We start from the raw sequence: 22,862 nt of genomic DNA, 5'->3' as shown, positions 1-22,862 counted from the left end.
TGAATCAGAGGCCGCCATGGATGGAAACAAAATGCGCAAGAATATTGCAGACAAGATGTTATCCGGAGCCAGTTTGAACTATCGAAAATGGCTAGCTCAGGAAGCAGCTGCGTTGGCGTTGACGATGGAGGACTTCAATGACTTGGATGGAATCTCCCCTTCAGCCATCCTCGCCCTCGCAAAGATCGTGGCCTACGGCGAGACCGACCTTGCTCGATTGGCGATCGCGTGTGACTTGGAACCAGCCGATTTACAAACCCACCTCGATGGTCTGTGCGACTTCGGATTTGCAGTAGAAACTGTCAACGGTTTCAGTGCTACTGCGTCGGGAGAAAAAGTATTCGTCGCTCTTGGCAGGAATATGATTATTCGCGAGAGATTTGAATTGAATGGGAGATTGGAGGAGATTAGAATTCTATTTCGCGAATTGCATAGTGACTCGGAGTTTTGATAATACGAATCGTGATTAAAATGATCCATCACTTCGGAGACGAGGTGCTGAAGGTTTTTGTGGTGTGAGGGGACTGAGATGAACTGGATACCCGAGTACAAGCCGACCGATTTCGGGGGGCCAGTCGAGAGCATGCAAAACCGTGCTGGCAAGGCTCTCTACAAAAATGTGACCCTTGTCTGGTCTAAGCCCCAGCTACTCGAACTCGATGAGGAAAAGATTAAGCCATTCTTCGAAGACGACCGACCACTCCTGTACGCCATCATCCGCAATCATCACAAGATGATGCGTAAGAATCTTATCGCGTACATCGGGCTTTCGACCAATCCGAAAGCCCGATTTCAGAATCATCCAACAGCCAAGGAGCTTGCCGCGAAACGTGGTGCAACCAGTCTAAGCTATGCCTATCTCGATACCGGACGATCGTCTTCGCGGATAGACACCATCAAGGGCTCCCTCGAGCAGATCGAGCACATCCTGATTTGGGCACTTTGGTCCCAGCACGATCTTCGCAATGATCGCAAAGTCTTTACTCTGCCTGGTATGGGAACAAAGGGCGCAGATGCTTGGCGGATCATAAACGATGGCTACAGGTTTAGCGGAACGATGCCCCGCGAGATCGTATATCCATGGATGTTGACACGTCTGGGGAAGGATCGTTCCAAGAAAAAACTGCAAACCTGATGCCCACAATCCTCGCCGACAGCTTCATCGCCTCCCGCGCCACCGGACGAGAGAACGACCCTCTCAAGGTTCTCGGAGCGTAACCGTGGGCAATTCCTACAACGGCTACACCTGGCAACAGCGTACCCGGATCATGCCTGCTTATCTGAAGCTGACCGGTCGGAGCTCACCCTTCGACAGCGAACCATGCTTCAATGCCTTCCAGATCGGAATCCTGACTTCAGCGACGCTAGCGGGTTCCGCAGCGCTTACCTTGTCCGTCGGGTTCGTGGCGCACCTCTTCTCCCGCAGATCGCTCTTGATCGCAGCGGCTGTCTTGATGATCGCCACAGGGATCAGCTTCGCGCTGGTAAGGGACTTCTGGACGCTGCTAGCGATCGCATTCGTCGGAACGCTGAATCCGTCCTCGGGCGATGTCAGCGTGTTTCTGCCGCTGGAACACGCGCAACTCGCTCACAGCGTCACCGATCGCGACCGCACCGCGCTCTTCGCACGCTACAGCATGGTCGGTTCACTTGTCGGAGCCGTCGGCGCTCTGGCTGCCGCCGCGCCTGACATACTTCGGCAGGTTGTCGGACTGGAGATAAGGCAGGCGCTTCAGATCGCCTTCCTCCTCTATGCAGCCTTGGGGTTCGGAGCGCTGCTTCTGTATAGGCGGCTGCCGCAGGAACCACTCGACGTCGGTGCGGAGCCGGCTGAGCCATTGCGCAAATCTCGAAGCATCGTCCTGACGCTCGCTGCGCTTTTCAGCCTCGACGCCTTTGCAGGCGGCCTGGTGGTTCAGTCATTGCTGGCTCTGTGGCTTTTCCAACAGTTCGGCCTATCGCTCGCCGCGACAGGCGCGATCTTCTTCTTTACAGGCGTCCTCTCGGCAGCGTCCTATCTGGTGGCCGTGCAAATCGCCAAACGAATCGGGCTCGTGAACACCATGGTGTTCACACATCTGCCGTCGAGCCTTTGCCTTGCACTCATTTGTCGATGGCGGTTGAGAACCGCGTATAGATGGCGCCGAGAGGGAATTGATGCGGAATTCGGCTCGGAGTGGTGCTGAATGACGCTGATGATCTGATTTGGTTGGGGATGAGAGCGCGGGATGCGCCGACAGGAGCCCGGAGGGCGACTGAGGCGCATCCCGCGCTGCGTCCGCGCATGCTACATGTGCGGAGCGCCGCAATCAGACATCGACCCACTACCACGTAAACTCGATGTCCTATCCCAACGGCCCGTGTGAGGGGACTTGCAGGTCCCCGGGCACTGATGCCGACTGGTTCACGGTATGCGCCAGCATAATGGCATTGGCGCATTCCGTCGAGCTTTTCCCCGCAATCCCGACGGCGTTCCGAGAGGTTCGCCGCCGCAATGCAAACCGGTCGTTTCTTTCTCTGCGCACGGTGCCGCTCACAGGTCTTGCTTTGCCGGCATTGCGATCGGGGTCAGCGCTTCTGTGGTTCTGACTGCGCCCATGAAGCCCGCCGTGACAGTCTGCGTGCGGCGGGGCTGCGCTACCAGAACACCCGCCGGGGCCGCTTTGCCCACGCCGACCGCTCCCGCCGATATCGCCAGCGCTGCAAAAACAACGTGACGCATCAGTCTGCACCTTGTCTGCCGGATGGTTCACGACTGAACGCGCCCCTGATCGACGGCACCGTCGCACTGGACGACGTCACCGCTGAAGCGGTGCCATCGATCCCTCCGGCTCCGTGCTGCCGGCGCTGCAGTTGTCGGCTGCCGCCGTTCTTTCGCGGCGGCTTCGTGCGTCGCCGAGGGGCCTATGTCCGTCAACACGACTATGGAGACCCAACCGATGACCATATCCGCCGAGAAGGAAGCGATGATCCTGCGCCTGTACCACGTTGAGAGGTGGCGCTGTGGAACGATCGCAACGCAATTGCATTGCCACCATACGACGGTCTTCCGGGTTCTGAAGGAGGCCGGTCTGCCCCGCCACAGGCCGGTGATACGTCCCGCCGAGGTCGACCAGTATCTGCCGTTCGTCCAGCGGACGCTTGAGACATATCCAGACCTGACCGCCAGCCGCCTGTACGGGATGGTGCAGGAGCGCGGCTACAAGGGCTCGTCCTCCCACTTCCGGCATATGATCGCGCTCCACCGTCCGCGCAAGGCTGCGGAAGCGTTCCTGCGTCTGCGCACCCTGCCGGGCGAGCAAGGCCAGGTCGACTGGGCGCATTTTGGTCACATCGAAATCGGCAAGGCTCGCCGCCCGCTGATGGCCTTCGTCATGGTGTTGTCCTACTCGCGCGACATCTATCTGCGCTTCTTTCTTGATGCCCGCATGGAAAACTTCCTGCGCGGCCACGCCGGTGCGTTCAACGCCTGGAATGGTTTGCCCAGGGTGCTGCTCTATGACAACCTTAAGAGCGCTGTGCTTGAGCGTCACGGCGATGCCATCCGGTTCCATCCGACACTTCTGGCCTTCGCGGGCCATTATCGCTTCGAGCCCCGTCCCGTCGCCGTGGCGCGGGGCAACGAAAAGGGCCGCGTCGAGCGCGCCATTCGCCACATCCGGGAAGCCTTCTTCATCGCCCGCAAGTTCAAGGACCTCGACGATCTGAATGCCCAGGCCGAACAATGGTGCCGCAACCAGGCCGCCGACCGGCCATGCCCCGAGGACCGGACGATGACGGTTCGTCAGGTGTTTGCGCAGGAGCAGCCCATGCTTCTGCCATTGCCCACCAACCCGTACCCCATCGAGGAGCAGATCGCCGCGAAGGTCGGAAAGACACCCTATGTCCGCTTCGACCTGAACGATTACTCGGTTCCCCATACTCATGTCCGGCGCACGCTCACCGTGCGCGCCGATCTCGCCCAGGTCCGGATATTCGATGCCGCCACGATGATCGCCAGCCACCGCCGCAGCTACGACCGGGGCCAGCAGATCGAAGACCCCCGGCACCTCAAGGCGCTCGTCGCCGTCAAGCGCGAAGCGCGCCAGCATCGGGGCCTCAACAGTTTGACGCGCGCCGTGCCGGCCTGCCAGAAACTGATGATCCACGCCGCCGAGCGCGGCGCCAATATCGGCGCGATCACCAATGCCATGCTCAAACTGCTCGACCTCTACGGCGCCACCGAACTCCAGGCCGCCGTCGAAGATGCCTTGCAGGCCGCGGCCTCTCATTCGAGATCGGTTCACGTCGCGCTCGAACGCCGCCGGATCGCGCGTGGCGCTCCACCGCCGGTCGAAACAAGGCTGCCGGAGCATGTCCGCAAAAAGGATACGGTCGTACAGCCCCACAAGCTCGACCGTTACGATCAACTCACTTCCGCAGGCAACGACGATGAATAATCCCGGCATCCTGTTCAACCGCGCCAGGGCGCTGCGCCTCAATGGCCTGATCGCCCACTGGGACGAAATCGCCGACGCGCCGTGGCTGGCCGCCGTGCTTCAATGGGAGGAAGAAGAGCGCTCCGACCGCTCATTGCGGCGACGCATGCGCGCCGCCAGGCTTGGCCACTTCAGGCAACTGGCCGATTACGACTGGAAATGGCCGCGTCGTATCGATCGCGCCGCCATCGAGGAACTGATGACGCTGTCCTTCGTCAAGGAGGCCGCCAACATCGTCCTTATCGGCCCTAACGGCGTCGGCAAGTCCACGCTCGCTCTTAACGTCGCCTACCAGGCGCTGGTCGCCGGCCATTCGGTCCTCTTCCGCACCGCCAGCGAAATGCTCGGCGAGCTCGCCGCCATCGACAGCGATTCCATGCTCCGCCGAAAGCTGCAGTACTATGCGGCGCCCGATATCCTGGTCATCGACGAGGTCGGATATCTCTCCTATTCCAACCGTCATGCCGATCTGCTGTTCGATCTCATCAGCCGCCGATACGAGAAACGCTCGACCATCGTCACCACCAACAAGCCCTTCGCGCAATGGTCGGAGGTCTTCCCCAATGCCGCCTGCGTCGTCAGTCTGGTCGATCGCCTTTTGCACCATTGTGAGGTCATTCCCATCGAAGGCGATTCTTACCGCTTCAAGGAAGCCTCCGAGCGCTCGAAGGCGCAGCGTCAACAACGCACCAGCCACCCCGCTGACGAAAAGGAGCCTGCAGCATGACCGGAAATCCTCATCAGCCGTCCGGTCTCGGGCGTGGAATCCAGTTCATCGTCAATGCCGAATGGACACCCGAGCAAGCAGCCGCCGTCTTCGAACTCCTCGACGATCTGCGAGACTGCATCTGGAGCCGTTACGCTCCCCACATCCAGCAGTTTGTCCGTCACCAACAAGCCCCTGACGATCAGCACCCTTCCAGCGACGAGCAGACACGGCAAAAGCCCCATCCTCTCGATCCCTCCTGGTAAAAAATACAAAGCGGCCCCATCGGGCCGCTTTCTCCTCCACAATCCTCGGCACCATTTGTCCGCGCTTTCTCGCAGCCGTTAACACTCATTCCCTTCATGCACAGCCTCGGTCCGGTCATTGTGCTCCTGCTGATCCGCAGCGCCTTGTCACAGATGGATGTGCCGACCCGCACCTCTTATGTCATGGCGGTGGTGACACCCGGCGAGCGGGCGGCCGCCGCGAGCGTCACCGCCGTCCCGCGCAGCCTCGCGGCTGCGGCCAGTCCTGTCGTGGCTGGCTCGCTGCTGGCTGCTTCAGGCTTCGGCTGGCCGCTGCTCATCGCAGGCGCCTTGAAGATTGTCTACGACATCCTCCTGCTCGCGATGTTTCGCAAGGTTCGACCGCCGGAGGAACGGCGGGACGGTCAGTAGCAGGCACAAAATACGTTGCGCGACTTGGCAACGATGCGGCTCGACCGCGCCTCGAGGACCTCTCAAGTGCGTCCCCATGCTCACTTCGCGATGATCGCGTTCCACGCGACGATGACCAGGACAAGTCCCGCCAGAATTTGAATAGCCCTTGTGACGGCATCCACGACGCGTGGCCGTGTTTCGAGAAGCCGAAGAAGCTGCTGGCGGAAGACCACGGCCGCCAGGGCTACGACAGAGAGCGTGCACGCCACCCCCAGCATCATCGTCACGGCGAAGGCAACGCCCTGCCTGAGGGACGCCGCGCGAGATCGCGAACGTCATGACGAACAGCGTCAGCGGGCACGGGATCAGGCCCGCCATGAAACCGACCATCGAGCCTTGACGGCTGCCGTGGTCGTCGTGCTCCCGTCGAAAGGCTTGCCACAGCATCCAGAGGCCGATCACGCCGAGCAGGCCCCGGCTGATGTCTTCCAGCAGCGGCGCGCGGCCCACGCTGCCGAGCGCCACCGAGACCAGCGGCAGCGACAGCAGCGCGATGATGACGGATGTGGTGATATGGGTGAAGGACAGCACCAGTGTCACGAGCAGCGCCCTCGGAAGCGAGGCCGTCGATCCGGTCAGGTAAGTCGCAAGGACTGCCTTGCTGTGGCCGGGGTCATCGCGTGGACAGCGCCGAAGACAATTCCCATCGGAAGGTAGGCGGCAAGGACCGCCCAGTCGCCCGTCTTCGCGAAGCCCCCGATCCGGTCGGCGAAGGCCAGGTAGATTTCGCGCTGGATCGCGACCAGGTGCTGGAACATATACATCGGCTAGATCCAGCTCAGCGTGGCCGCCGTCAGCACGACGTAACGCGAGGTCTTGGCTATCGCCACCAGCATAAGGAAACTCCAGAACGGTTCGCGCAGGGCACCCGCCACGACGGTCAGCGGATCGCCGATCACGGGCACCCAGCTCAGCAGCAGCGACCATTTTCCATAGCGACGGTACCATTTCATGGCACGTCCGAGCATCGCGGGACTTGCGGGAAACCACGGGCGGTCGCGGAGCCGTTCGACGCCAAGCCCGATTCCCCAGTTGACGACAGAACCAAGCACGTTTCCGGCGCTGGCCACCAGGATCAGGATTCCCGCTGGAAAGGACCCGCCCAGCAGCAGCCCGACGAGCGCAGCCTCCGACTGCATCGGCAGGAAGGTCGCGGCGGCGAAAGCGACGGCAAACAGCCCAGAATAGAGGGCGAGATCAGTCACTGAAAGGCATCGCGAGATACCGATTTGAGCAGGCGCGTCATGCGAGGCGAGGCCATTCGGTGTGATGGCCGTCGATGACATAGGCGTGAGCGTGCCTGTGGCCCACTTCCGACGGGTGCGGCATCCGCAAGATGCGGGTGGCCGGGGTCGAGCGCATCATGGACGTGCTCGATCGCGTCGGGGTCGTGAGCGGGCCATAGCCGCGTCGCGACGAACACGGCGACTGCGGCGATCAGCCCGAGCGTTGCGAAGGTGAAAGGCAAACCTGCCTTTGCACCTAGCCGGCAACGGGATAGGTGATCAGCCAGCAGGCGTGCGACAGCGCGAACTGCGCCGCGAACAGCGACGGACGGTCTTCAGGCTGCGAGGATCGGCGCAGCAGGCGGCCGGACGGCGTCTGCGCCAGCGAATAGCCGAGACCGAGTGCAAACCAGAGCGGCAGCAGCAGCCCGAAACCGGGAACCAGCGTGCCGATGAACAGTCCGGCGATCAGGATGACGGAGCCGACGAGCATGGCGGTCCGATCAGGTATGTTCTCGAGCAGCCGCGGCAGGAGGAGCGCCGCGATCATCGACCCGCTGCCGAAGGCCGCAAGGGCGAACGCCGTGGCGCGCTGCGTCAGGCCGAACTCCGCCTGCACCAGCACTACGGTGTTGACGATGACCATCGCGCTCGCGGCGGCGACCGCGAGATTGAGCGCCAGCAGGCCACGCAGACGTGGCGTGGCGAGATAGATGCGCAGGCCGCGCGTGGTGCGGTCGTAGATGCCTCGGCGCTCGGTCGCCTTCGGGCTTGGGAGCACGACCGAGACGACGAGCGCGGCCGAAGCGAGGAAGCCGACAACCGTGCCTGCGAACAGGCTGTGGAAGCTGATGACGGTCAGCAGCGCCGCCGCCAGCATCGGACTGACGACGCTCTCCAGATCGTAGGCGAGCCGCGAAAGGGACAGGGCCCGGGTGTATTCCTTCTCGTCCGGCAGCACGTCGGGAATGGTCGCCTGGAAGGTCGGCGTGAACGCCGCCGAGGCCGATTGCAGCACGAAGATCAGGACATAGATTTCCCATATCTGCGTCACGAAGGGCAGTGCCAATGCCACCGCCGCCCGTATCAGATCGAGCGAGACCAGCATCGTCCGGCGCGGAAGGCGCTCGGCGAACGCTGCCGCCACAGGCGCTACGCCGACATAGGCGATCATCTTGATGGCGAGCGCCGTCCCAAGCACTTCGCCGACACTGGCCCCGGCGAGGTCGTAGGCCAGAAGTCCGAGCGCGACGGTGGCGAGGCCGGTGCCGACTAGGGCGATGACTTGGGCAAGAAACAACATGGGGATGCTCACAGGTACTTGGTGATTTCCTTGAACTCGTCGATCGAGCGGCGTTGCTCGCGCGCCAGCGGTCCAACGACGTCTTCAAGGCAATGGTCGAGATGGTCCTGGATCAGCGTCCGCTTCGCCTGGCAGACCGCCTTCTCGACCGCATGAAGCTGCTGGGCGACATCGAGGCAGGGCCGACCCGCCTCGATCATCTCGATGATGGGGATCAAGACCCTGTGGTTGTTGCAAGCCGCAATTCAAATGCTGCGACTTCGGGACAGCCAGCTCAGTTTGTCACTTTGGCCACGTCGTGGAGGTCCCTTGATGTGAGAGGTTAATACGCGGAAACCCCCACTCCTCGAATTGCGCGCAATTAGCGTAAATCGACACTTACCGGAGCCAACGCTGTTCCCGATGCCGCGCCGACATGGAAGCTTGCTTCGAAGGGCCGCCTCTGAAAGACAGTCGCGCATCGACACGCCAAAGCTGTCACCCACGCAAGGCGCGGTGCTTCACGGCTGGGCTGCCAACCTCGAAGCAAGGCGGAAAGACACGGAATGAGCCTCACCGAGATCACGCAGGCGACGGTCGCCTTCATTCGCGAACACGAAGCATGGGGTGTGCCGCTGGTGCTTGTGCTGGCCTTCGGGGAATCGCTGGCGTTCATTTCGCTGCTGCTTCCCGCGACCGTCATCCTGCTCGGCGTCGGCTTCCTGATCGGCGAAAGCGGCATCGCCTTCTGGCCGTTGTGGCTGGCGGCCATTGTCGGCGCCTTCATGGGCGACTGGCTGTCCTTCTGGATCGGCACCAAGTTGGGACACAGCGTTTCGAACTACTGGCCGCTGATGCGCTACCCCAACCTTTTGCCACGCGGCCATCGGTTCTTCGAACTCTGGGGCGGGCCGGGCGTATTCATCGGCCGTTTCTCGGGCCCGTTGCGCGCTTCCGTGCCGCTGGTCGCGGGCATCTGCGAGATGCCCGCGCTGACCTTCCAAATCGCCAATATCAGTTCGGCGATCCTGTGGGCGACGGGCATACTGGCACCCGGCGCCTTCGGCCTCAAATGGCTGCAGCAGTGGATGTAGCGGCCTCGCGGCGCACAAGCAGCTTGTCGATGCGCCTTCCGTCCATGTCGAGGATTTCGAAGTGCCATCCTTCGTAATCAAACTGTTCGCCAACTTCCGGAAGATGCCCAAGCTGGGACAAGGCGAATCCGGCGATGGTGTGGAAATCGCCTTCTGCCAATCCAGATCGGAAGCCAAGGCGGGCAAAGGCATCGTGCGCCAGCATCATGCCGTCGATCAGCAGGGAGCCGTCATCGCGCTCGACGATGTCAGGAGTCTCGCCCTCCACGTCCGGCAGGTCGCCAGCAATGGCTTCAAGCAGGTCGGTTTGGGTGACGATGCCCTCCAGGCTGCCGTATTCGTCAATGACGATGGCCAGCCGCACTGGTGCCTTCTTGAACTGGTCAAGCACGCGGAAAATCGGCGTTCCTTCGTGGACGATTACGGGCTGGCGGATGACGGCCATTGGATCGAGAGTTTTGCCATCGAGCACCTGGTCGAGGAGGTCCTTCTTGAGGATCATACCTAGGGGTTCGTCCACCCCGCCACGTCCGACCAGAAGCTGCTCATGGCTGCAGTCCCGGACCGCTCGCAAAATCTCGTCCATGCTGTCATCGGCATCGATCCAGTCGACATCGCGACGCGGTGTCATGATATCGGCAATGCGGCGGTCGCCAATGTTGAAGACGCGTTCGACCAGTTCCTGCTGTGCCTGGTGCAGCAGCCCGGCCTCCTGGCTGGCGGCGACAAGCAGTTTAAGCTCCTCGGGCGAATGCAAGGACTCCTCGCCCGTACCCGGCCGCAGTCCGCAAAGGCGCAGCACAAGATTACCGAGGCCGTTTAGACCGACGATTGCGGGGCGCAACAGGAATAGAAACAGCCCGAGAGGGCGGACCACCCAGAGAGCTGTACCTTCACTGCGCTGGAGCGCCAAGCTCTTGGGCGCCAATTCACCAAGCACGATGTGAAGTGCCGTGATGATGACGAAGGAAATGGCTACCGCGATGGCATGCGAGCCAACTGTAGCAAGGGACCCCGGTAACATGCTCAGCAAGGGTTCAATCAGGTGGGCGAGAGCAGGTTCGCCGATCCATCCGAGCGCGAGGGAAGATATGGTGATGCCAAGCTGTGTTGCCGCCAGATTGGCATCAAGGTTGTCGACGGCGCGCTTCAGGGCAACTGCATTAAGCCTGCCAGCATTTACCAATTCGGTGACGCGGCTGCGACGAACGGCCACAAGTGAAAATTCGGCCGCGACAAAGAAACCATTGGCGGCGACGAGGGCAAGTACGGCGAATATCCCGAGTAAATCGTAAATACCGCCATCGATACTGGACATAATCTCCCTTCTGGGCGGAATTCCGCCACGTGTTTTAAGTGATAACCACTCATAACACGGTTCTGTTGCATCGCTACCTCGGAGAGAGCGGGTGAAGGCAACGTTGATGGTCTCTTCGGATCAGGCTTAACAGCCATCGCAAGGCAGCCGGGGCAATATCACCAAAATTTCCAGAAATGTTGGATTCAGGCGACTGGCGGATTCGTCCGGTTCGCGATGGGTTTGACCAGCGGACAACCGGAAAGCTTGAGCTTTTGCCGACAGTCCGCCTGCTTCCAGATTGGAGATTGGATGTCGATGCATCGGGAGAGCCCCAGGAGCCTGCCCCGAAAGTTCCTCGCCTCATGTGCTGATATGATCGGATAGGCCAAGGGTCGACTCCTGACGGCCAGACCGATGTTGAATATCGATCAGTTCGTCCACTTCGGATCCTGACAGCCTTCGCTTTTGCAGCAGGGCCTTCGCAATGCAGTGAAGCTCCTCGCGCCTGGTCTCGATCAGGATCTTCGCACGCTGGAATTCATCAGCAAGCAGTTTCTCAACCCGAAACCGCAGGTCGCCGTTCATGTGCAGCGTCACGAGCAGTTCCTCCTCGCTTGCTCCCGACAGGAACGTGAAGCCTCCACCCAGCCCGTACGCGGCTTCCACCTCCAGGGCGGTCACCGTGGCGATGTGAAGGTCCGAACCTTTCCTTCCCCCGCCTCTGGCGGACCTCGAACCGAACACAGCCTCCTCGGCTGCGAGTCCTGCAAGCGCGACGGCGATCCGGTCGAGGAATCCGGCCTTCGTCCGTTCCGGAAAGAGCCGCTCGTCGAAACGAGCCCCTCCTCCCCGTTGCGTGGTTTCGCCTGTCGGGTCGAAGGTGTCGATGATCTCCACGCTCCTGAAATCGCCGACGACAAGCGCCAGGCCGACGACCACGTGGCTTGCCTCGTGGATCGCGTTTCGCCACAGCAAGGCTTCAGGGAGAGACATGAGTTCAGGCAACTCGGCGAGCAAGTCCGCGGTTTCGAGGTCGCGCCGCGCACGGCGCGCACGGCGACGCGCCTGCCTGGCGAGCTGTTCCAGGGCCGCCCCTGTCCAGCCGTCCGTGCGAGCGGCTACGGAAGTCAGGTCCAGAGAAGACGACGCTTTGGCTAGATGCCAACCAAGAATTCCTCGTCGTCCCATCATGTCCGGCAGCGGAATGTTCACATGCCTGTCGAGGCGGCCCGGACGGGTCAGCGCCGCATCCAGCATATGGGGGAAGTTAGTCGCGCCGACCACGACGACACCTTCCCGGCCACCGGATCCATCGAGGCATTCCAGCAGACCATTGACGACCTCGCGGCTATATTGTGCGTTGTGCCCCGAGAAGGCATTCCTATCCCCAATGGAATCGATTTCGTCAATGAGCAAAATCGAAGGCGCGTTCTTCATGCCTTCTGCGAACGCGCCTCTCATCGCCTTCAAAAGATCTCCCAAATGCCCCATTGCCTGCCAGCGTGCCAGCGAACCCAAGACAAGATAGACTCCACAGGTTCGCGCGAGAGCCGCTGCGAACATCGTCTTGCCAGACCCGGGCGGACCGCTGAGCAGGATTCCTCTGTCGACTTCGGACCACCCGATCCTGCCTGCCCGCCAGTCCTTCAAGTCGACGGCAAGCTCCCTCCCCCAGTCGGCAGCGGCGCCCAGTCCATGGAGGTCGTCCAATGTCGGTCCCTGCCCTACGCTCGACTTTGGAGCGACCATGGTGGCGCGAGCCGCTTGCAAGACCTTGTCCAGCGCCCTGCCCTTGCGCCAGATTGCGGCGAGAACATGCAGAGGGACCGTCGCCAGGAATGAAGCATCCTCGTCCGACAGGATCTGGTTGCGGCAGAAACGGGCGGCCGCCTTGAGATATCGGGGCTGGATGGCCGGAAGCACCAGCACAGCATCTGCAACCGCGTCAACGTTTTCCGCGAGAAGGTCGCGGGAATGCGTAACGACGACGATGCGGTCGTTGGAACCCGTGATCCCGAGGAGGTCGAACCGTTCGGACTTTTTTCGCCCATCCGGTTCGACCGTCATGACGAGCGTCCGGTCGCGATCGTACACGCTTCCGGTGATAAGCGATTCCCCCTTTGCCGGGAATTTGGACGCGCCCTCGTAAATATCCACGTCCTCTTCCCTCGGCGCGATCAGGACGATTACGGCCGGTCCTCCCGACAGGAAGTCCCGTTGGTCCCGGAGTGCCCGCATTACCGAGCAATAAGCGGCGAACCGCGTCGCGTTCAAGGCGAGCTTCGCGCTCAGCGCTTTCGACAGGCGTTTCATTGGATGTCCTGACTTTGATGGCTCGGCGCACTCTGGGGCGCAGCAGCGATGATGTTCGAAAGCAACGTTCAGCTGCGGATGCGGCGAACCGCTGTCTCAGGTCCGATCCTGGTTTCGTCGAGATCGATCTCGACGAAACGTCGCAGGACCAGCGACGAAAGCCCCGCTATCGGGACCGTCTCATGGAAGGCGGTCAGGCATTCGGCCACGGTGGGGGAGCCGTGCTCGTCCAACGCCGCCAGCACGCGAACCCGGTCGCCCAGCGGACACTGCCAGCTGGCATACCGAAGCAGGTCCATGGAATTGGCCAGCCTATGTCCTGCAATGACTGTCGATTGGGCCTCATATCGATAGCCCGCCTCAGCGGCTGCATCCTCGATCCATGGCTCCAGACGACTGCTTTGCGACACTGCATCGACGATCGAAGTCCCCTCCTCCCGAACCACAAGAAAATCCGGCACGTGGCTGTCGCCCTGTCGATTCAGTACGAGCGGCAGACATGACCATTCGACCACCGTCGGGTCGACGTCGAGCAGACATCCGAGGTCACGCGCGGCTTGGTTCCTGAACAAGGGCGTGCCGATGCAGCGGACAGTTCCTCGTGGATGGAAATGAAGACGCGCGGCGTCGGCGCGGACTGACGCGAGTTGGTCGGTTTCGATTTCGGGTTGGGCGGTCACGGGACGCTCCTACGCATACGCAAGAATGATCGGCCGCTGCGAGGGTGCAGCGGCGGTGCGCGATCAGCGTATGAGGAGCGATGCCTGTTTCATGGTGGCGGGAACAAATATAGAACATATACGGCGGCGTCAACTGCCGCAATTGCCTGAAGCATCATGCTCGCGGTGGCATGCTGGCAGCGTCCAGACGACGGTGAATCAACGAGACAAGCGACAGCAAGTCCTCCGCATCCTCCTTCGACATCGTCCAGTTTATCCGAGCCTCGTGTGCGGTGGGATTGCGGAACATCCCGAACGTCCCTTTCAGCAGATTGCCGAAGCCCTTCTGCTCGTCCTGCTCGCTCTTGGTCGCGAGGGCGTTGATTGCCAACATCGGAGGTAGTCCCAGAAAACGCCCTGTCGACGAGCACGGCGCCATCGTCATCGAGCCCGGTGCGGGACCGCACCTTGGCGGCGATGCTCTTCACCGCTTTGAGCACGGCGTGGAAATAGTTGTCCTGCAGCAGTTCTTGCCGACAGAACTTCATCACGTCCGGATGCACGCCTCGTGACGCGAGGCCTTCGCGCAGCTCCCGCGCCCGCCGTTCTGCCTGCCCGAGCGTCTCGACCTGTTCTGCCTTCGACAGCTCGCCGGAGGCGGCGACCGAAAGCCCCGTGAACGCGAGCGCCCGGTTGAGGTTCGCACGCATTGGTTCGAAACGTTCAGACTCGCGGGCGAACCGCGCCGGCTTCATGGCCTTCCGGATGAATCCCATGATGCGAGTACGATCGCGGCGCGTATTCTGTTCATGGGCGAAGGCGTTGTAGAGACGATGTCTCTTCGTGATGGCGGGATCAGTATCCTTAATATGACAGCTCGTCAGAAGGTGACCAATTTCGGGGCCTCTCAATCCCTCTGAAGTATCCGCAAGTGCATCCGCAATGGCTTGCAGCTGTTCCTGGGAAAACGAAGCCATAACACCCTCCTGAGTCGTTCTGACGTGGTAGCGTATGGGCTCCAAGTTGTCACAGGGCACCTACGGATGGCTCGGCGCTTGAGCCGCCATACGGCCTTCGCATCAGGCGAAAGAGAATGCCACGCGTAAAGCAGCCACGGATTATTCGAATCGGACAGATGTGGCTTTATCCATCTGCAAGATCGACTGCACCAAGGCCTTCTGTTCGTTCCCTCCCAGCGTCTCGCCGCTCATCAGTATTCCGTGCAGGATCTTTGCCTTGCTGCGCAGCGTTGCGAAGTCTGGACAAGGCCACGTACAGATCTTGCGGAGCGCCGTCTCTTTCGCTTTGCGCCGATCATGGATGTCTGCCAATTCCGAATCGGTTGCCGATCGCCCCATATGAGCGCGGTCGAGATAATGCGCGACGAGTTGCAGCCGCTCAATGGCAGCGATGTAAGCACGGTGCGCCTGCTGAATGTCGACGGGTTCTCGATCCATAAATCCGTTCCTTATTTGAAGATCGGCATGAATCTTACGACGCAAGAGAGGGCTGCGGTTGCGAAACCTTTTGTCATGCCCGCTTTTCACAACCTCGAGGCGAACGTATTCCCGAGGCGGCTGCACCGTCTCCGCAGTCAGGCGCGGCGGGCCTTCTTGCCAGGAAGGAATTCGAGGCACTTTTCGAGAGATCGGTCGTCGACGCAGATATCCTCGGGCCTCTTTCCGGCCAATCCCTTGCAAGGCTGTCTTATCCACAAATCTGCGAAATCGGGCCGTCCGAAGCTCTCCCGTGCAGCATTCCGAAGCTTGGATAGGCTCTGCTCGCGCTGCTCGAGCCGACGGGCATCGGCGGCGCGCTCGTCCCGCCATCGATCAAGCGCCGCGATGACCTTCCATACGCCGTCCTTCGAGCGTCTGGCGGCTTCCGCCGGAGATAGGCCCGCGAGGCCTTCCAGAGGCGTCGACATCCATGTGATGGCATCCGTCCCCATGGCAGCGCGCACGACCTTCCCGACTTCGGCTTCGCGGGCATTGGCTTCTTCCTCGGCGCGATGCTGCGCTTCCGCCGCACGCTTTTCCTCGGTCCGCCGATGGGCCGCCTGTCTCTCCGCAACCTCCTCCTCCACAGGAAGACCGCAGGCATCCGAGATCGACGGCGGTCGGGCCCACAGGGCGGTCCGCAACTTCTCGATCGGCTGGATGAACCGCTCCCAATCCGCGTCGTCCAGATGTATGGCGTCGGCGGGCCGGATGTCTGTAGGTCCGACGGGCCATTCGAACCAATTCTCGAAGACGAAGCCTTCGCGGAACTCCTCGCGGACGAACGCAAGGACCGCCTGAACCAGACCTTGCAGGTCTTCGGTCCGCCTCGATGGGCGCTCCTTCAGATCCTTCGCCGCAGCGATCGCCTCGAGAAGTCGCGAACCGCAGGTGACACGCTTGCCGAATGCGGCGGGAACCAGGTAACGCTCGCGCTCCATCGCTTTCATGTAATCGCCAAGCGCCTCCCACGGCACCCTGAGCGTGCTGTCCTCCAGTTCCCGCATCCGGTCAGCCAACTCTTCCCTGACGAAACCGAAATCCCTGGACACCCATCCCTCCGCTTTTATGGCGGCCAATGCCTCTTTCCGGGTGAAGCCCTTCTTCGAGCCGATAGCCATCTGCAGCAGCACGAAAGCCTTCCATTCCGCATCGCGCACCAGGAACCCCCGGTTGTCAGCTCCGCCATCCACGACCGCATCGGCGAGCCCGTGATTGACGGCGCCGTCCTCCCATACGCCTATCTCAGATAGATCGATGGCCTCGGCCTTGTACGCCGCTAGCAGGTGCTGCGCTTCGTTGCCAATGCTTTCCTGCCGCTCGCGCTCCATGCCCGCGAGCGTGATCCGCGCCTTGGCCGTCTTCGGATTGTGCAGCCAGATCCGTGGCGCTTCGAACAGGATCGCGTCCGCCAGTTCGTCCAGCGGACGGTCACGGCAGCCCGATAGGTCGATTTCGATCGCGCCTACATCCATCTTCTTCAGCTTGGCGATCTTCTCCGGGCCACAGGGATGGGTGACCTTGAATTCGACGTGCAGGTCCCTGTCGCCGATCCGGCAGATCACGTCGGGCACGACTTCGCCCTGCCTGCATTCGAGGATCGCTTTCTCGAATTCGAAGCGCCCTTCCCTCACGACATGCACGGTGTGAGTGCCATCGGTCTCGTCGAGGGCGGAAAGCATGAGGACCAACTCGCGTCCAAGGACCGTCTTCGCGAACTTATGGAGCGCCGTTTCGCCGGAGGAGGTGCAGCTGCGACCCTCGACGCGGGCCTCGTGCTGGAAATGCTGGCGGCGGCTGCCGCGGTGAGCCACCATTCTCCGCTCGCAGCCTGGACAGATGCAGTTGCAGGCCAGACCTGACAAGGCATTGAAAATATGGACGGGTTCGCCAGTGTCGGCGGCATGGGCGACCAAGCGCTTGCCGTCAGCGGTGCAGCTCATCAATTCGCCGAGGGTCGTCCGGTGCATCGCCGTTCCTGTTCGCGGGGCGGCGATGATCCGTGATTTGGCTGCGCCAGGCAAGCATGCCTCCCTTGACGGTGTCAGCCTGCCGACTTGGGAACTTCGCCAGCAACCCGTCCAAGATCGTGTTTTTCAACGCTCCTGGCGGTCACAACATCAGCATAGGTCGCCCACCGGCGAAGGCGGCCTTTTGATCCACCGAAGCGGCTGACGAGGGTTCGGAGGGGTAATTCGGAGGCGTGGCAGAGGTGCGGCGTTCGGCACGACCTTATTGACCGATCGCCAGGCCGGGCTGCGGCCCGGCCTTATGTCGCTTTCAATTCTTTTCGCGGACGTATCTTACGATTGTAACCAAGCCAACGAGGATCGCCGGAAACAGGATCGCGACAACAATCGGGGGGCTAGCTGCGGCCGGCGCAAGTGCCAAGGGCGCAAGCGTGAAAAACAGCGCAGCGGCGCAAGTAATCGCAGCCCATTGGGTCAGCAGTCTCCGTAGCGTGTCACGGTGCTTCTCTACAGGGAACGGCCCGGTTTCTGGCCACCGCCCCGTCGCCGCACCTGCGAGCCTGTTGGCAACGTGTGCTGGAATGGTCAGGGATCCGATCGCCGGTTGCCCAAATTGAAGTTTAGCTACCGGGCCGAACAAGACATTTTTCCTAGTGACCCTGATAGCTTCCCACGGAACAAGAAAGTCCCTGCAAAACGGTCCAAACACCCGCATGATCCCGACCCGGAGTCCTGAAGGGCAGACACTCAACGCCAGTATGCCCTGCATGCTGACCCCGAGTCCCATTGAGCCAGACTGACCACGGATTCGCAGAAGCTGCTCCTCGGACTGGTTTGGAAACTTCGCCATAAGCCGAAACCAGCCCGACAACACCGCGAGAAACGTGGTGATCGCCAGCCAGAACAGCGGGAAGAAAACCGCGAAATTTTGCTCGAACAAGCTGTTCAACTGATTCGGCCTTCAGCGCCTACCCTGCCGCCAACGCGGTATCTGGAAATGGCTTCAGTAGGCAACAGGCGGTTTGTGACGTTGGTAAACGATCCACTCGCGGCGAACCCCTGCAGTCTTTGAAAATTAATGTAGCATAATGTCAACAGAACAAGCCCGCCAGAAATTTGACAATACTAAATGGCAGCAAAGGGTGGATTGCAGGCTGGCCGCTATCAGTTGAGCCGACCGAGAAAGTTGCTGCTCATCGATGGCTCGATGCGGCGATCATGTTCATACTGTCCTTGGATCACGACCTTCAACAGCGGCCTTCAGGCGCTCGTACGTCCAGCGGTCGGGGGCGCTGTCCAGAAACTCGCGCATTTCTTCGGTATCACTAGCCCGGAAAATTCATGGGGGTTGGCGGATGTGGTGCAAGCCGTTGAAATGACGTAGGATTTGGTTGTCGAAGCCGATCCGAACCATTTCCCGGAGACCGCACCCGCCATGAATGATCTTACGCTGCCGCTGGCCGGTTTGTCATCTGTCGGTGGCAAGTCCGTGATCGCCCGTTTCGACGGCGGCATGCTGTCGTCCAACAGCGGCGTTCTGGCTCTGGCCGAGGTGGAGAAGCGGCTGCGGGTGGCGGACCGTCTGGCGCGCTGCATCGATGATCCGCGCTGCCCGGACCAGATCGCCCACAGCCTGGCCGACATGATCGGCTTCCGCATGAAGATGATCGCCGCCGGCTACGAGGATGTAATTACTCACGCCCTTGTCAGGGGCAAGAATCCCTGAATCTATGGGGATATGGATCGCACTGATTTGCAGCGTCTGACGAAGGAAGAGTTGATCGATCTGGTGCTGCGGATACAGCGGCCAGAGAAGACATCGCGCACGTCGTCCAAGCCACCTTCGAGCGATCGCAAGGCGCGTCGGGACAGGGCAAAGCCTGGCGGCGCTAAGGCGGGTCATAAAGGTCACAGCCGCGCCATGAGTGAGGATGCCGATCGCATCATCGATCATCATCCCGACCAATGTCTTTGCTGCCGCGCCAGCCTGTCAAGCGATCTTGCTGCCGAAACCGTCAGCGAGCACGACAAGATTGAGCTTCCTGCGATCAGGCCTTTGATTGAGCGCCATCGGCGCCTGGCAGTCCGTTGCCCGTCCTGCGGCACGCTGGTCGTCGCGGCTGTGCCAGATGCGGCGAAGGGGACGCCGTTCGGGCCACGCGTGCACGCCGTAGCGACCTATCTCAAGACTTTCCAGGCCCTGTCCTACGAGCGGCTGCAGGGCGCGTTCGCGAACCTTTTCGGTCTCAACATTAGCCAGGGCGGACTGATGAACATGTTGCGCCGTGCGCAGGGCGCGTTCGCGGCCGAGTGCGACAAGGCCGTCGCGGCGTTGCGCCGGGCCAAGGTCATCGCCTCCGATGAGACCGGCGTGCGGATCGAAGGAAGCAACGCCTACCACTGGGTGTTTCGCTGCGCCGAAGCGGTTGTTCATCAAGCGGCGCCAACGCGCGGCGCTGTCGTGGTCCGGACCCTGATGGACGGCCATCGTCCCGACGTCTGGTGTTCCGATCGCTATGCCGCACAACAAGGTCACGCAAATGCGCATCAGACCTGCCTGGCGCATCTCGCCCGCGACGTCGCCTATGCGGACGAGGCAAGTGAGGACATGCTGCCCTCACGGCTCAAACGTTGGCTGCAAAGGGCCTTCGCCCTAGCCGACGGTATGGAAACCTTCGCCGCCTCGACCATCGCCGGCAAGCGTCGCGCCCTGGAGCGAAGTCTGGACGATATCTTCGCCACCACAACGTCGTGCGATCTGGCCCGCGACATCCAAAACAAGTTCAGGCGAGCTCGTAATCAACTTTTGACCTTTGCCCAATGGCCAGGAATGGTCGACGCGACGAACAACGCCTGCGAACGGGCGCTGAGACCCGCCGTCGTTCAACGGAAGATCACCAACGGCTATCGCGCCATGTGGGCCGCCCAGGGCGAAGCCGACATTCGAACCGTCGTCGACACGGCTCGTCTCGCGCCAGGCACGAACCCCTTCAAAATCATCCTTCAAACCGTCAGCGCCTGAAATCTGCGATGACTGAGCCCGCGACCTTGATCTTCCGAGCCTCTCTTCGGGCACGGCTTTGTCGGGACATCGAGGTGTCGAGTTCGAGCACGCTGGCGGATCTGGCCGAAGCCATCGTAGCGGCATTTGGCTTCGACTTGGACCACGCCTACGGCTTCTATTCAAAGCTGACGGGAAAGCTGTTCGACTCGCCCCTGCGGTTCGAACTCTTCGCCGACATAGAGGGGAGCGGCTCTCGCAGCGTGAAGGGCACGCGCGTCAGCACAGCCTTCCAGAAGGTGGGCTCGGCAATGACCTTCTTGTACGACTACGGTGACGAGTGGCGCTTCCGCGTTGAAGTTATTGGAACAGGGCAGGCGCAGCCCGATGCCAATTACCCGAGGATCGTCAGCAAGATCGGCAAGGCTCCCCCGCAGTACCCGGACATCGACGACGAGTGACGACGCACCGTGTCGCATCGAAAGGGTGGGTTGTCTAATCGCAGATCATTGATCAAGTCTTTTTTGAATAGCCCGAAGAGGCCATTGCTGTTTTTTGGACAGACAGCGAACAGGAGGCGATGTTACGATCGCGCTGCCTGGTCTTCTTCGCGCTGTTGATGATCGTTTGCCGGGAGGCATGGTTGTCTTCGCGGTCGACATCTGTTCGCCGCATTATGGATATTCGCAAGGCGAGGCCTTCCAATGTAATTAACGCAGTTTGCGTGGACGTTACGCACCTGCAACCCACGATAGCGGAATGGCCCGACCTACGTCCCGGCAGGGACGTCTCGGCGTGTCCGAAGAAAGGACGCAATCTGGTTGTGGCTCAATTTCAAGTCATGAGTGGTCTCCCATGCCATGCGGTGCGATCTCAGGCGGTCGCGCCGGCGGACCGATCAAAAGGCTCGCCGGTTTTCAGCATTGTGTGCATGATGACAGCGAGTTTGCGCGCCACGGCGACCGCGGCCCGCTTGAAGCCGACCTTTTTCCTGAGCTTCAGTCCCCAGGTTCGAAGCGTGCTGTCAGCAAGGGTTCTCGTTAGGATCACCACGGCAGCTTGATAAAGCAGACCCCGCAGATGGTTGTCGCCACGCCGCGATATATGCCCGTCAAAATCAACTTCTCCCGACTGGTAGCGCCGGGTGGTGAGACCGAGCCACGCACCAACTGAACGAGATGTCCTGAAGTTTTCCGGAGCCCTCGATCGCTGAAGCGAAGGAGGCTGCGACAACCGAGCCAACACCCGGTATCGACACCAGCAGCTGACATGGCGCGCTTTCCCGCGCAGCGGCGACAAGCTGCCGATCAAGTTCCGCCGCCCGGTCGCGCACGGTGCGCCAGGTCTCGAGCAGAGGCAGGATAATCCGCTCCAGTCCCTTGTTGTCGACAATCAGGTTTCGGACATTGGCTTCGAATACGCGGCCGGCACCCTTGGGAACGACCAGCCCGAATGTCTTCATCAGCCCACGGATCTGATTGGACAGCTCGGTTACGATCTTGATCAGCTGGCTGCGCGCGGCTACCAGTGTGCGGGTCAGCATGCTGTCATACTGCTTGACCCGCACCTCCCGGTAAAAGCCAACTTCTGCAAGCTGCGCCAGACCGTCTGCATCGTTCGCATCGGTCTTGTTCGGCGCCATGTCGAGCGCCGCTTTGGCGTGACGGGCATCGATGCAGATCGCCGGCAGGCCTTCCCCCGTCAGCGCATGATAGAACCAGACGGACGCGTGATACTCCGTCAGTTCCATTGGCCTTTCAAGGTCGTTGCCGTGTTAGGAACATGCGTTGCGGAAACCATCTTGGCCAGTGGTCATGTGCGACCACACACAAAGGCCGCACATATGGAAGCAAGCGATCCGATCAAAAATATCTGTAAAAAACACTTGCAAGCGGGAGCCGTCCACATATGGAACTGGGTGCGCCGCCAAGAGATGCCGCTCCCCTTGGCGGCATGAGCGCGATCGATGACATGGCGCTGTCGGACGAGGCGCTCGAGGCCTGGATGGCCGCCAAGACCGCCCGCCGCCCGTTGGTGCGGACCATGTCGGCGCTGGATGGCTTCGTAACGGCGGCGGTCACCGGGCCCCGGTTCGCGGACCCGCAAGACTGGATGTGCCCGCTCATGGGGTTGCCGCGCGACGTCCTGGCCAAAGGCTCTGCAACCGATCACGCCGTGTTTGCCAGCCTCGCCAGGATCCACAACCGGATCAACGAGACGCTCTTCGACAGACCGCAGGATTATGCGCCCCGCTTCGCCATCAAGCCCGGCGGCGGCATCGACCCCCGGCCGTGGTGCCAGGGGTTCCATGCGGCCATGAATCTCAACATCAAACGCTGGAAACGGCTACTCGACCTCGACCAACCCCAACCACGGCCTGCTGCTGCCGATCCTGATCTACTGCGTCGACAAAAAGGGCAGGCCCGTCCTCGGCAAGCCCCGACCGGGGCCCGAGACCGCGCAGTTCATCGAGCACGAGGCCTACAAAGACATCGCACTCGTCATCCCCGCCCTCCGCGAACTCCACTACGTCACCCGTTATGACGATCCGGAGTGATCTCCGGCGGCCAGCGGACCAACGACCGACCCACCAAAGACACATCACAAGATGGTTT

Annotated in this window: 20 protein-coding genes and 5 pseudogenes; 12 read left to right on the top strand and 13 right to left on the bottom strand. The window is 61.1% G+C overall.

From position 1 onward, the window contains the following. Positions 1-31: 31 nt before the first annotated feature. The 3 genes from ACFSQT_RS11765 to ACFSQT_RS11755 all read left to right on the top strand — a co-directional run bounded on the left by ACFSQT_RS11765 (position 32) and on the right by ACFSQT_RS11755 (position 2,186). On the top strand, positions 32-451 hold the full coding sequence (locus ACFSQT_RS11765; RefSeq protein ID WP_379018644.1) for a hypothetical protein: 420 nt from the start codon (positions 32-34) through the stop codon (positions 449-451). A 78-nt stretch (positions 452-529) separates the two neighbouring features. After that, entirely contained in the window at positions 530-1,135 is a 606-nt protein-coding gene (locus tag ACFSQT_RS11760; protein WP_379018642.1) for a hypothetical protein, read from the top strand. 85 nt (positions 1,136-1,220) lie between these two features. Next, a complete protein-coding gene (locus ACFSQT_RS11755; RefSeq protein WP_379018640.1) occupies positions 1,221-2,186 on the top strand; it encodes an MFS transporter in 966 nt (321 codons plus the stop codon). Between the two features lie 347 nt (positions 2,187-2,533). Here the strand turns inward: ACFSQT_RS11755 and ACFSQT_RS11750 are convergent, their stop codons facing one another. Next, entirely contained in the window at positions 2,534-2,722 is a 189-nt protein-coding gene (locus tag ACFSQT_RS11750) for a hypothetical protein (protein ID WP_095090369.1), read from the bottom strand. Between the two features lie 217 nt (positions 2,723-2,939). Between ACFSQT_RS11750 and istA the strand changes: the two genes are divergently transcribed. The 4 genes and pseudogenes from istA to ACFSQT_RS11730 form a co-directional block, all read left to right on the top strand. After that, positions 2,940-4,439: an IS21 family transposase gene (gene istA, locus ACFSQT_RS11745; RefSeq protein WP_379016669.1), complete on the top strand. Its 1,500-nt coding sequence runs from the start codon at positions 2,940-2,942 to the stop codon at positions 4,437-4,439. Further along, positions 4,432-5,205: an IS21-like element helper ATPase IstB gene (gene istB, locus ACFSQT_RS11740; RefSeq protein WP_095090157.1), complete on the top strand. Its 774-nt coding sequence runs from the start codon at positions 4,432-4,434 to the stop codon at positions 5,203-5,205. The genes istA and istB overlap by 8 nt, the downstream gene beginning before the upstream one ends. Next, on the top strand, positions 5,202-5,450 hold the full coding sequence (locus ACFSQT_RS11735; RefSeq protein ID WP_379016670.1) for a hypothetical protein: 249 nt from the start codon (positions 5,202-5,204) through the stop codon (positions 5,448-5,450). Before istB ends, ACFSQT_RS11735 begins: the two co-directional genes overlap by 4 nt. Before the next feature lie 78 nt (positions 5,451-5,528). Further along, positions 5,529-5,861, top strand: a pseudogene (locus tag ACFSQT_RS11730) (MFS transporter); the annotation flags it as partial. 80 nt (positions 5,862-5,941) lie between these two features. Here the strand turns inward: ACFSQT_RS11730 and ACFSQT_RS11725 are convergent. The 4 genes and pseudogenes from ACFSQT_RS11725 to ACFSQT_RS11710 form a co-directional block, all read right to left on the bottom strand. Further along, positions 5,942-6,661, bottom strand: a pseudogene (locus ACFSQT_RS11725) (nickel/cobalt transporter). Between the two features lie 9 nt (positions 6,662-6,670). Further along, on the bottom strand, positions 6,671-7,108 hold the full coding sequence (locus ACFSQT_RS11720) for a YqaA family protein (RefSeq protein WP_379018638.1): 438 nt from the start codon (positions 7,106-7,108) through the stop codon (positions 6,671-6,673). Positions 7,109-7,145: 37 nt separating this feature from the next. After that, positions 7,146-8,432 (bottom strand): annotated as a pseudogene (locus tag ACFSQT_RS11715) (MFS transporter). A gap of 8 nt (positions 8,433-8,440) precedes the next feature. Further along, positions 8,441-8,641 (bottom strand): annotated as a pseudogene (locus ACFSQT_RS11710) (metal-sensing transcriptional repressor); the annotation flags it as partial. 336 nt (positions 8,642-8,977) lie between these two features. Here ACFSQT_RS11710 and ACFSQT_RS11705 point away from each other — a divergent pair. Beyond that, complete coding sequence (locus tag ACFSQT_RS11705) at positions 8,978-9,505, top strand: DedA family protein (RefSeq protein WP_379018636.1); 528 nt, start codon at positions 8,978-8,980, stop codon at positions 9,503-9,505. Here the strand turns inward: ACFSQT_RS11705 and ACFSQT_RS11700 are convergent. From ACFSQT_RS11700 to ACFSQT_RS11665, 7 genes are all read right to left on the bottom strand, one after another. Next, positions 9,480-10,823: a hemolysin family protein gene (locus ACFSQT_RS11700; RefSeq protein ID WP_379018634.1), complete on the bottom strand. Its 1,344-nt coding sequence runs from the start codon at positions 10,821-10,823 to the stop codon at positions 9,480-9,482. The genes ACFSQT_RS11705 and ACFSQT_RS11700 overlap by 26 nt on opposite strands. A 342-nt stretch (positions 10,824-11,165) precedes the next feature. Further along, positions 11,166-13,118, bottom strand: coding sequence for an AAA family ATPase (locus ACFSQT_RS11695; protein WP_379018632.1), 1,953 nt, complete (start codon positions 13,116-13,118; stop codon positions 11,166-11,168). 68 nt (positions 13,119-13,186) lie between these two features. Beyond that, positions 13,187-13,798: a hypothetical protein gene (locus ACFSQT_RS11690; RefSeq protein WP_379018631.1), complete on the bottom strand. Its 612-nt coding sequence runs from the start codon at positions 13,796-13,798 to the stop codon at positions 13,187-13,189. A gap of 89 nt (positions 13,799-13,887) precedes the next feature. Continuing rightward, entirely contained in the window at positions 13,888-14,754 is an 867-nt protein-coding gene (locus ACFSQT_RS39815; RefSeq protein ID WP_465264325.1) for a TIGR02391 family protein, read from the bottom strand. A 141-nt stretch (positions 14,755-14,895) separates the two neighbouring features. Continuing rightward, positions 14,896-15,234, bottom strand: coding sequence for a hypothetical protein (locus tag ACFSQT_RS11675; RefSeq protein WP_379018629.1), 339 nt, complete (start codon positions 15,232-15,234; stop codon positions 14,896-14,898). 137 nt (positions 15,235-15,371) lie between these two features. Further along, entirely contained in the window at positions 15,372-17,192 is a 1,821-nt protein-coding gene (locus ACFSQT_RS11670) for a hypothetical protein (RefSeq protein ID WP_379018627.1), read from the bottom strand. Between the two features lie 364 nt (positions 17,193-17,556). Next, on the bottom strand, positions 17,557-18,195 hold the full coding sequence (locus ACFSQT_RS11665) for a hypothetical protein (RefSeq protein WP_379018625.1): 639 nt from the start codon (positions 18,193-18,195) through the stop codon (positions 17,557-17,559). Positions 18,196-18,681: 486 nt separating this feature from the next. Between ACFSQT_RS11665 and ACFSQT_RS11660 the strand changes: the two genes are divergently transcribed. Genes ACFSQT_RS11660 through ACFSQT_RS11650 form a run of 3 tightly spaced genes read left to right on the top strand, consistent with a single transcriptional unit; the run spans position 18,682 to position 20,708 of the window. Next, positions 18,682-18,972, top strand: a complete 291-nt coding sequence (locus ACFSQT_RS11660; protein ID WP_379018623.1) for a transposase — start codon at positions 18,682-18,684, stop codon at positions 18,970-18,972. Between the two features lie 12 nt (positions 18,973-18,984). Beyond that, positions 18,985-20,268, top strand: a complete 1,284-nt coding sequence (gene tnpC / locus ACFSQT_RS11655) for an IS66 family transposase (protein ID WP_379018621.1) — start codon at positions 18,985-18,987, stop codon at positions 20,266-20,268. An 8-nt stretch (positions 20,269-20,276) separates the two neighbouring features. Beyond that, positions 20,277-20,708: an IS1096 element passenger TnpR family protein gene (locus tag ACFSQT_RS11650; protein ID WP_379018619.1), complete on the top strand. Its 432-nt coding sequence runs from the start codon at positions 20,277-20,279 to the stop codon at positions 20,706-20,708. 412 nt (positions 20,709-21,120) lie between these two features. On the opposite strand, the pseudogene ACFSQT_RS11645 reads toward ACFSQT_RS11650, so the two are convergent. Further along, positions 21,121-21,973, bottom strand: a pseudogene (locus tag ACFSQT_RS11645) (IS110 family RNA-guided transposase); the annotation flags it as partial. A 182-nt stretch (positions 21,974-22,155) separates the two neighbouring features. Between ACFSQT_RS11645 and ACFSQT_RS11640 the strand changes: the two are divergent. Further along, on the top strand, positions 22,156-22,791 hold the full coding sequence (locus ACFSQT_RS11640; RefSeq protein ID WP_379018618.1) for a UPF0149 family protein: 636 nt from the start codon (positions 22,156-22,158) through the stop codon (positions 22,789-22,791). The last annotated feature ends 71 nt before the right edge of the window (positions 22,792-22,862 follow it).

This window comes from Mesorhizobium calcicola (assembly GCF_042682105.1).
Lineage (GTDB): Bacteria > Pseudomonadota > Alphaproteobacteria > Rhizobiales > Rhizobiaceae > Mesorhizobium > Mesorhizobium calcicola.
The sequence above is the reverse complement of the archived record's forward strand: the minus strand, read 5'-3'. Positions and strand labels throughout refer to the sequence as shown.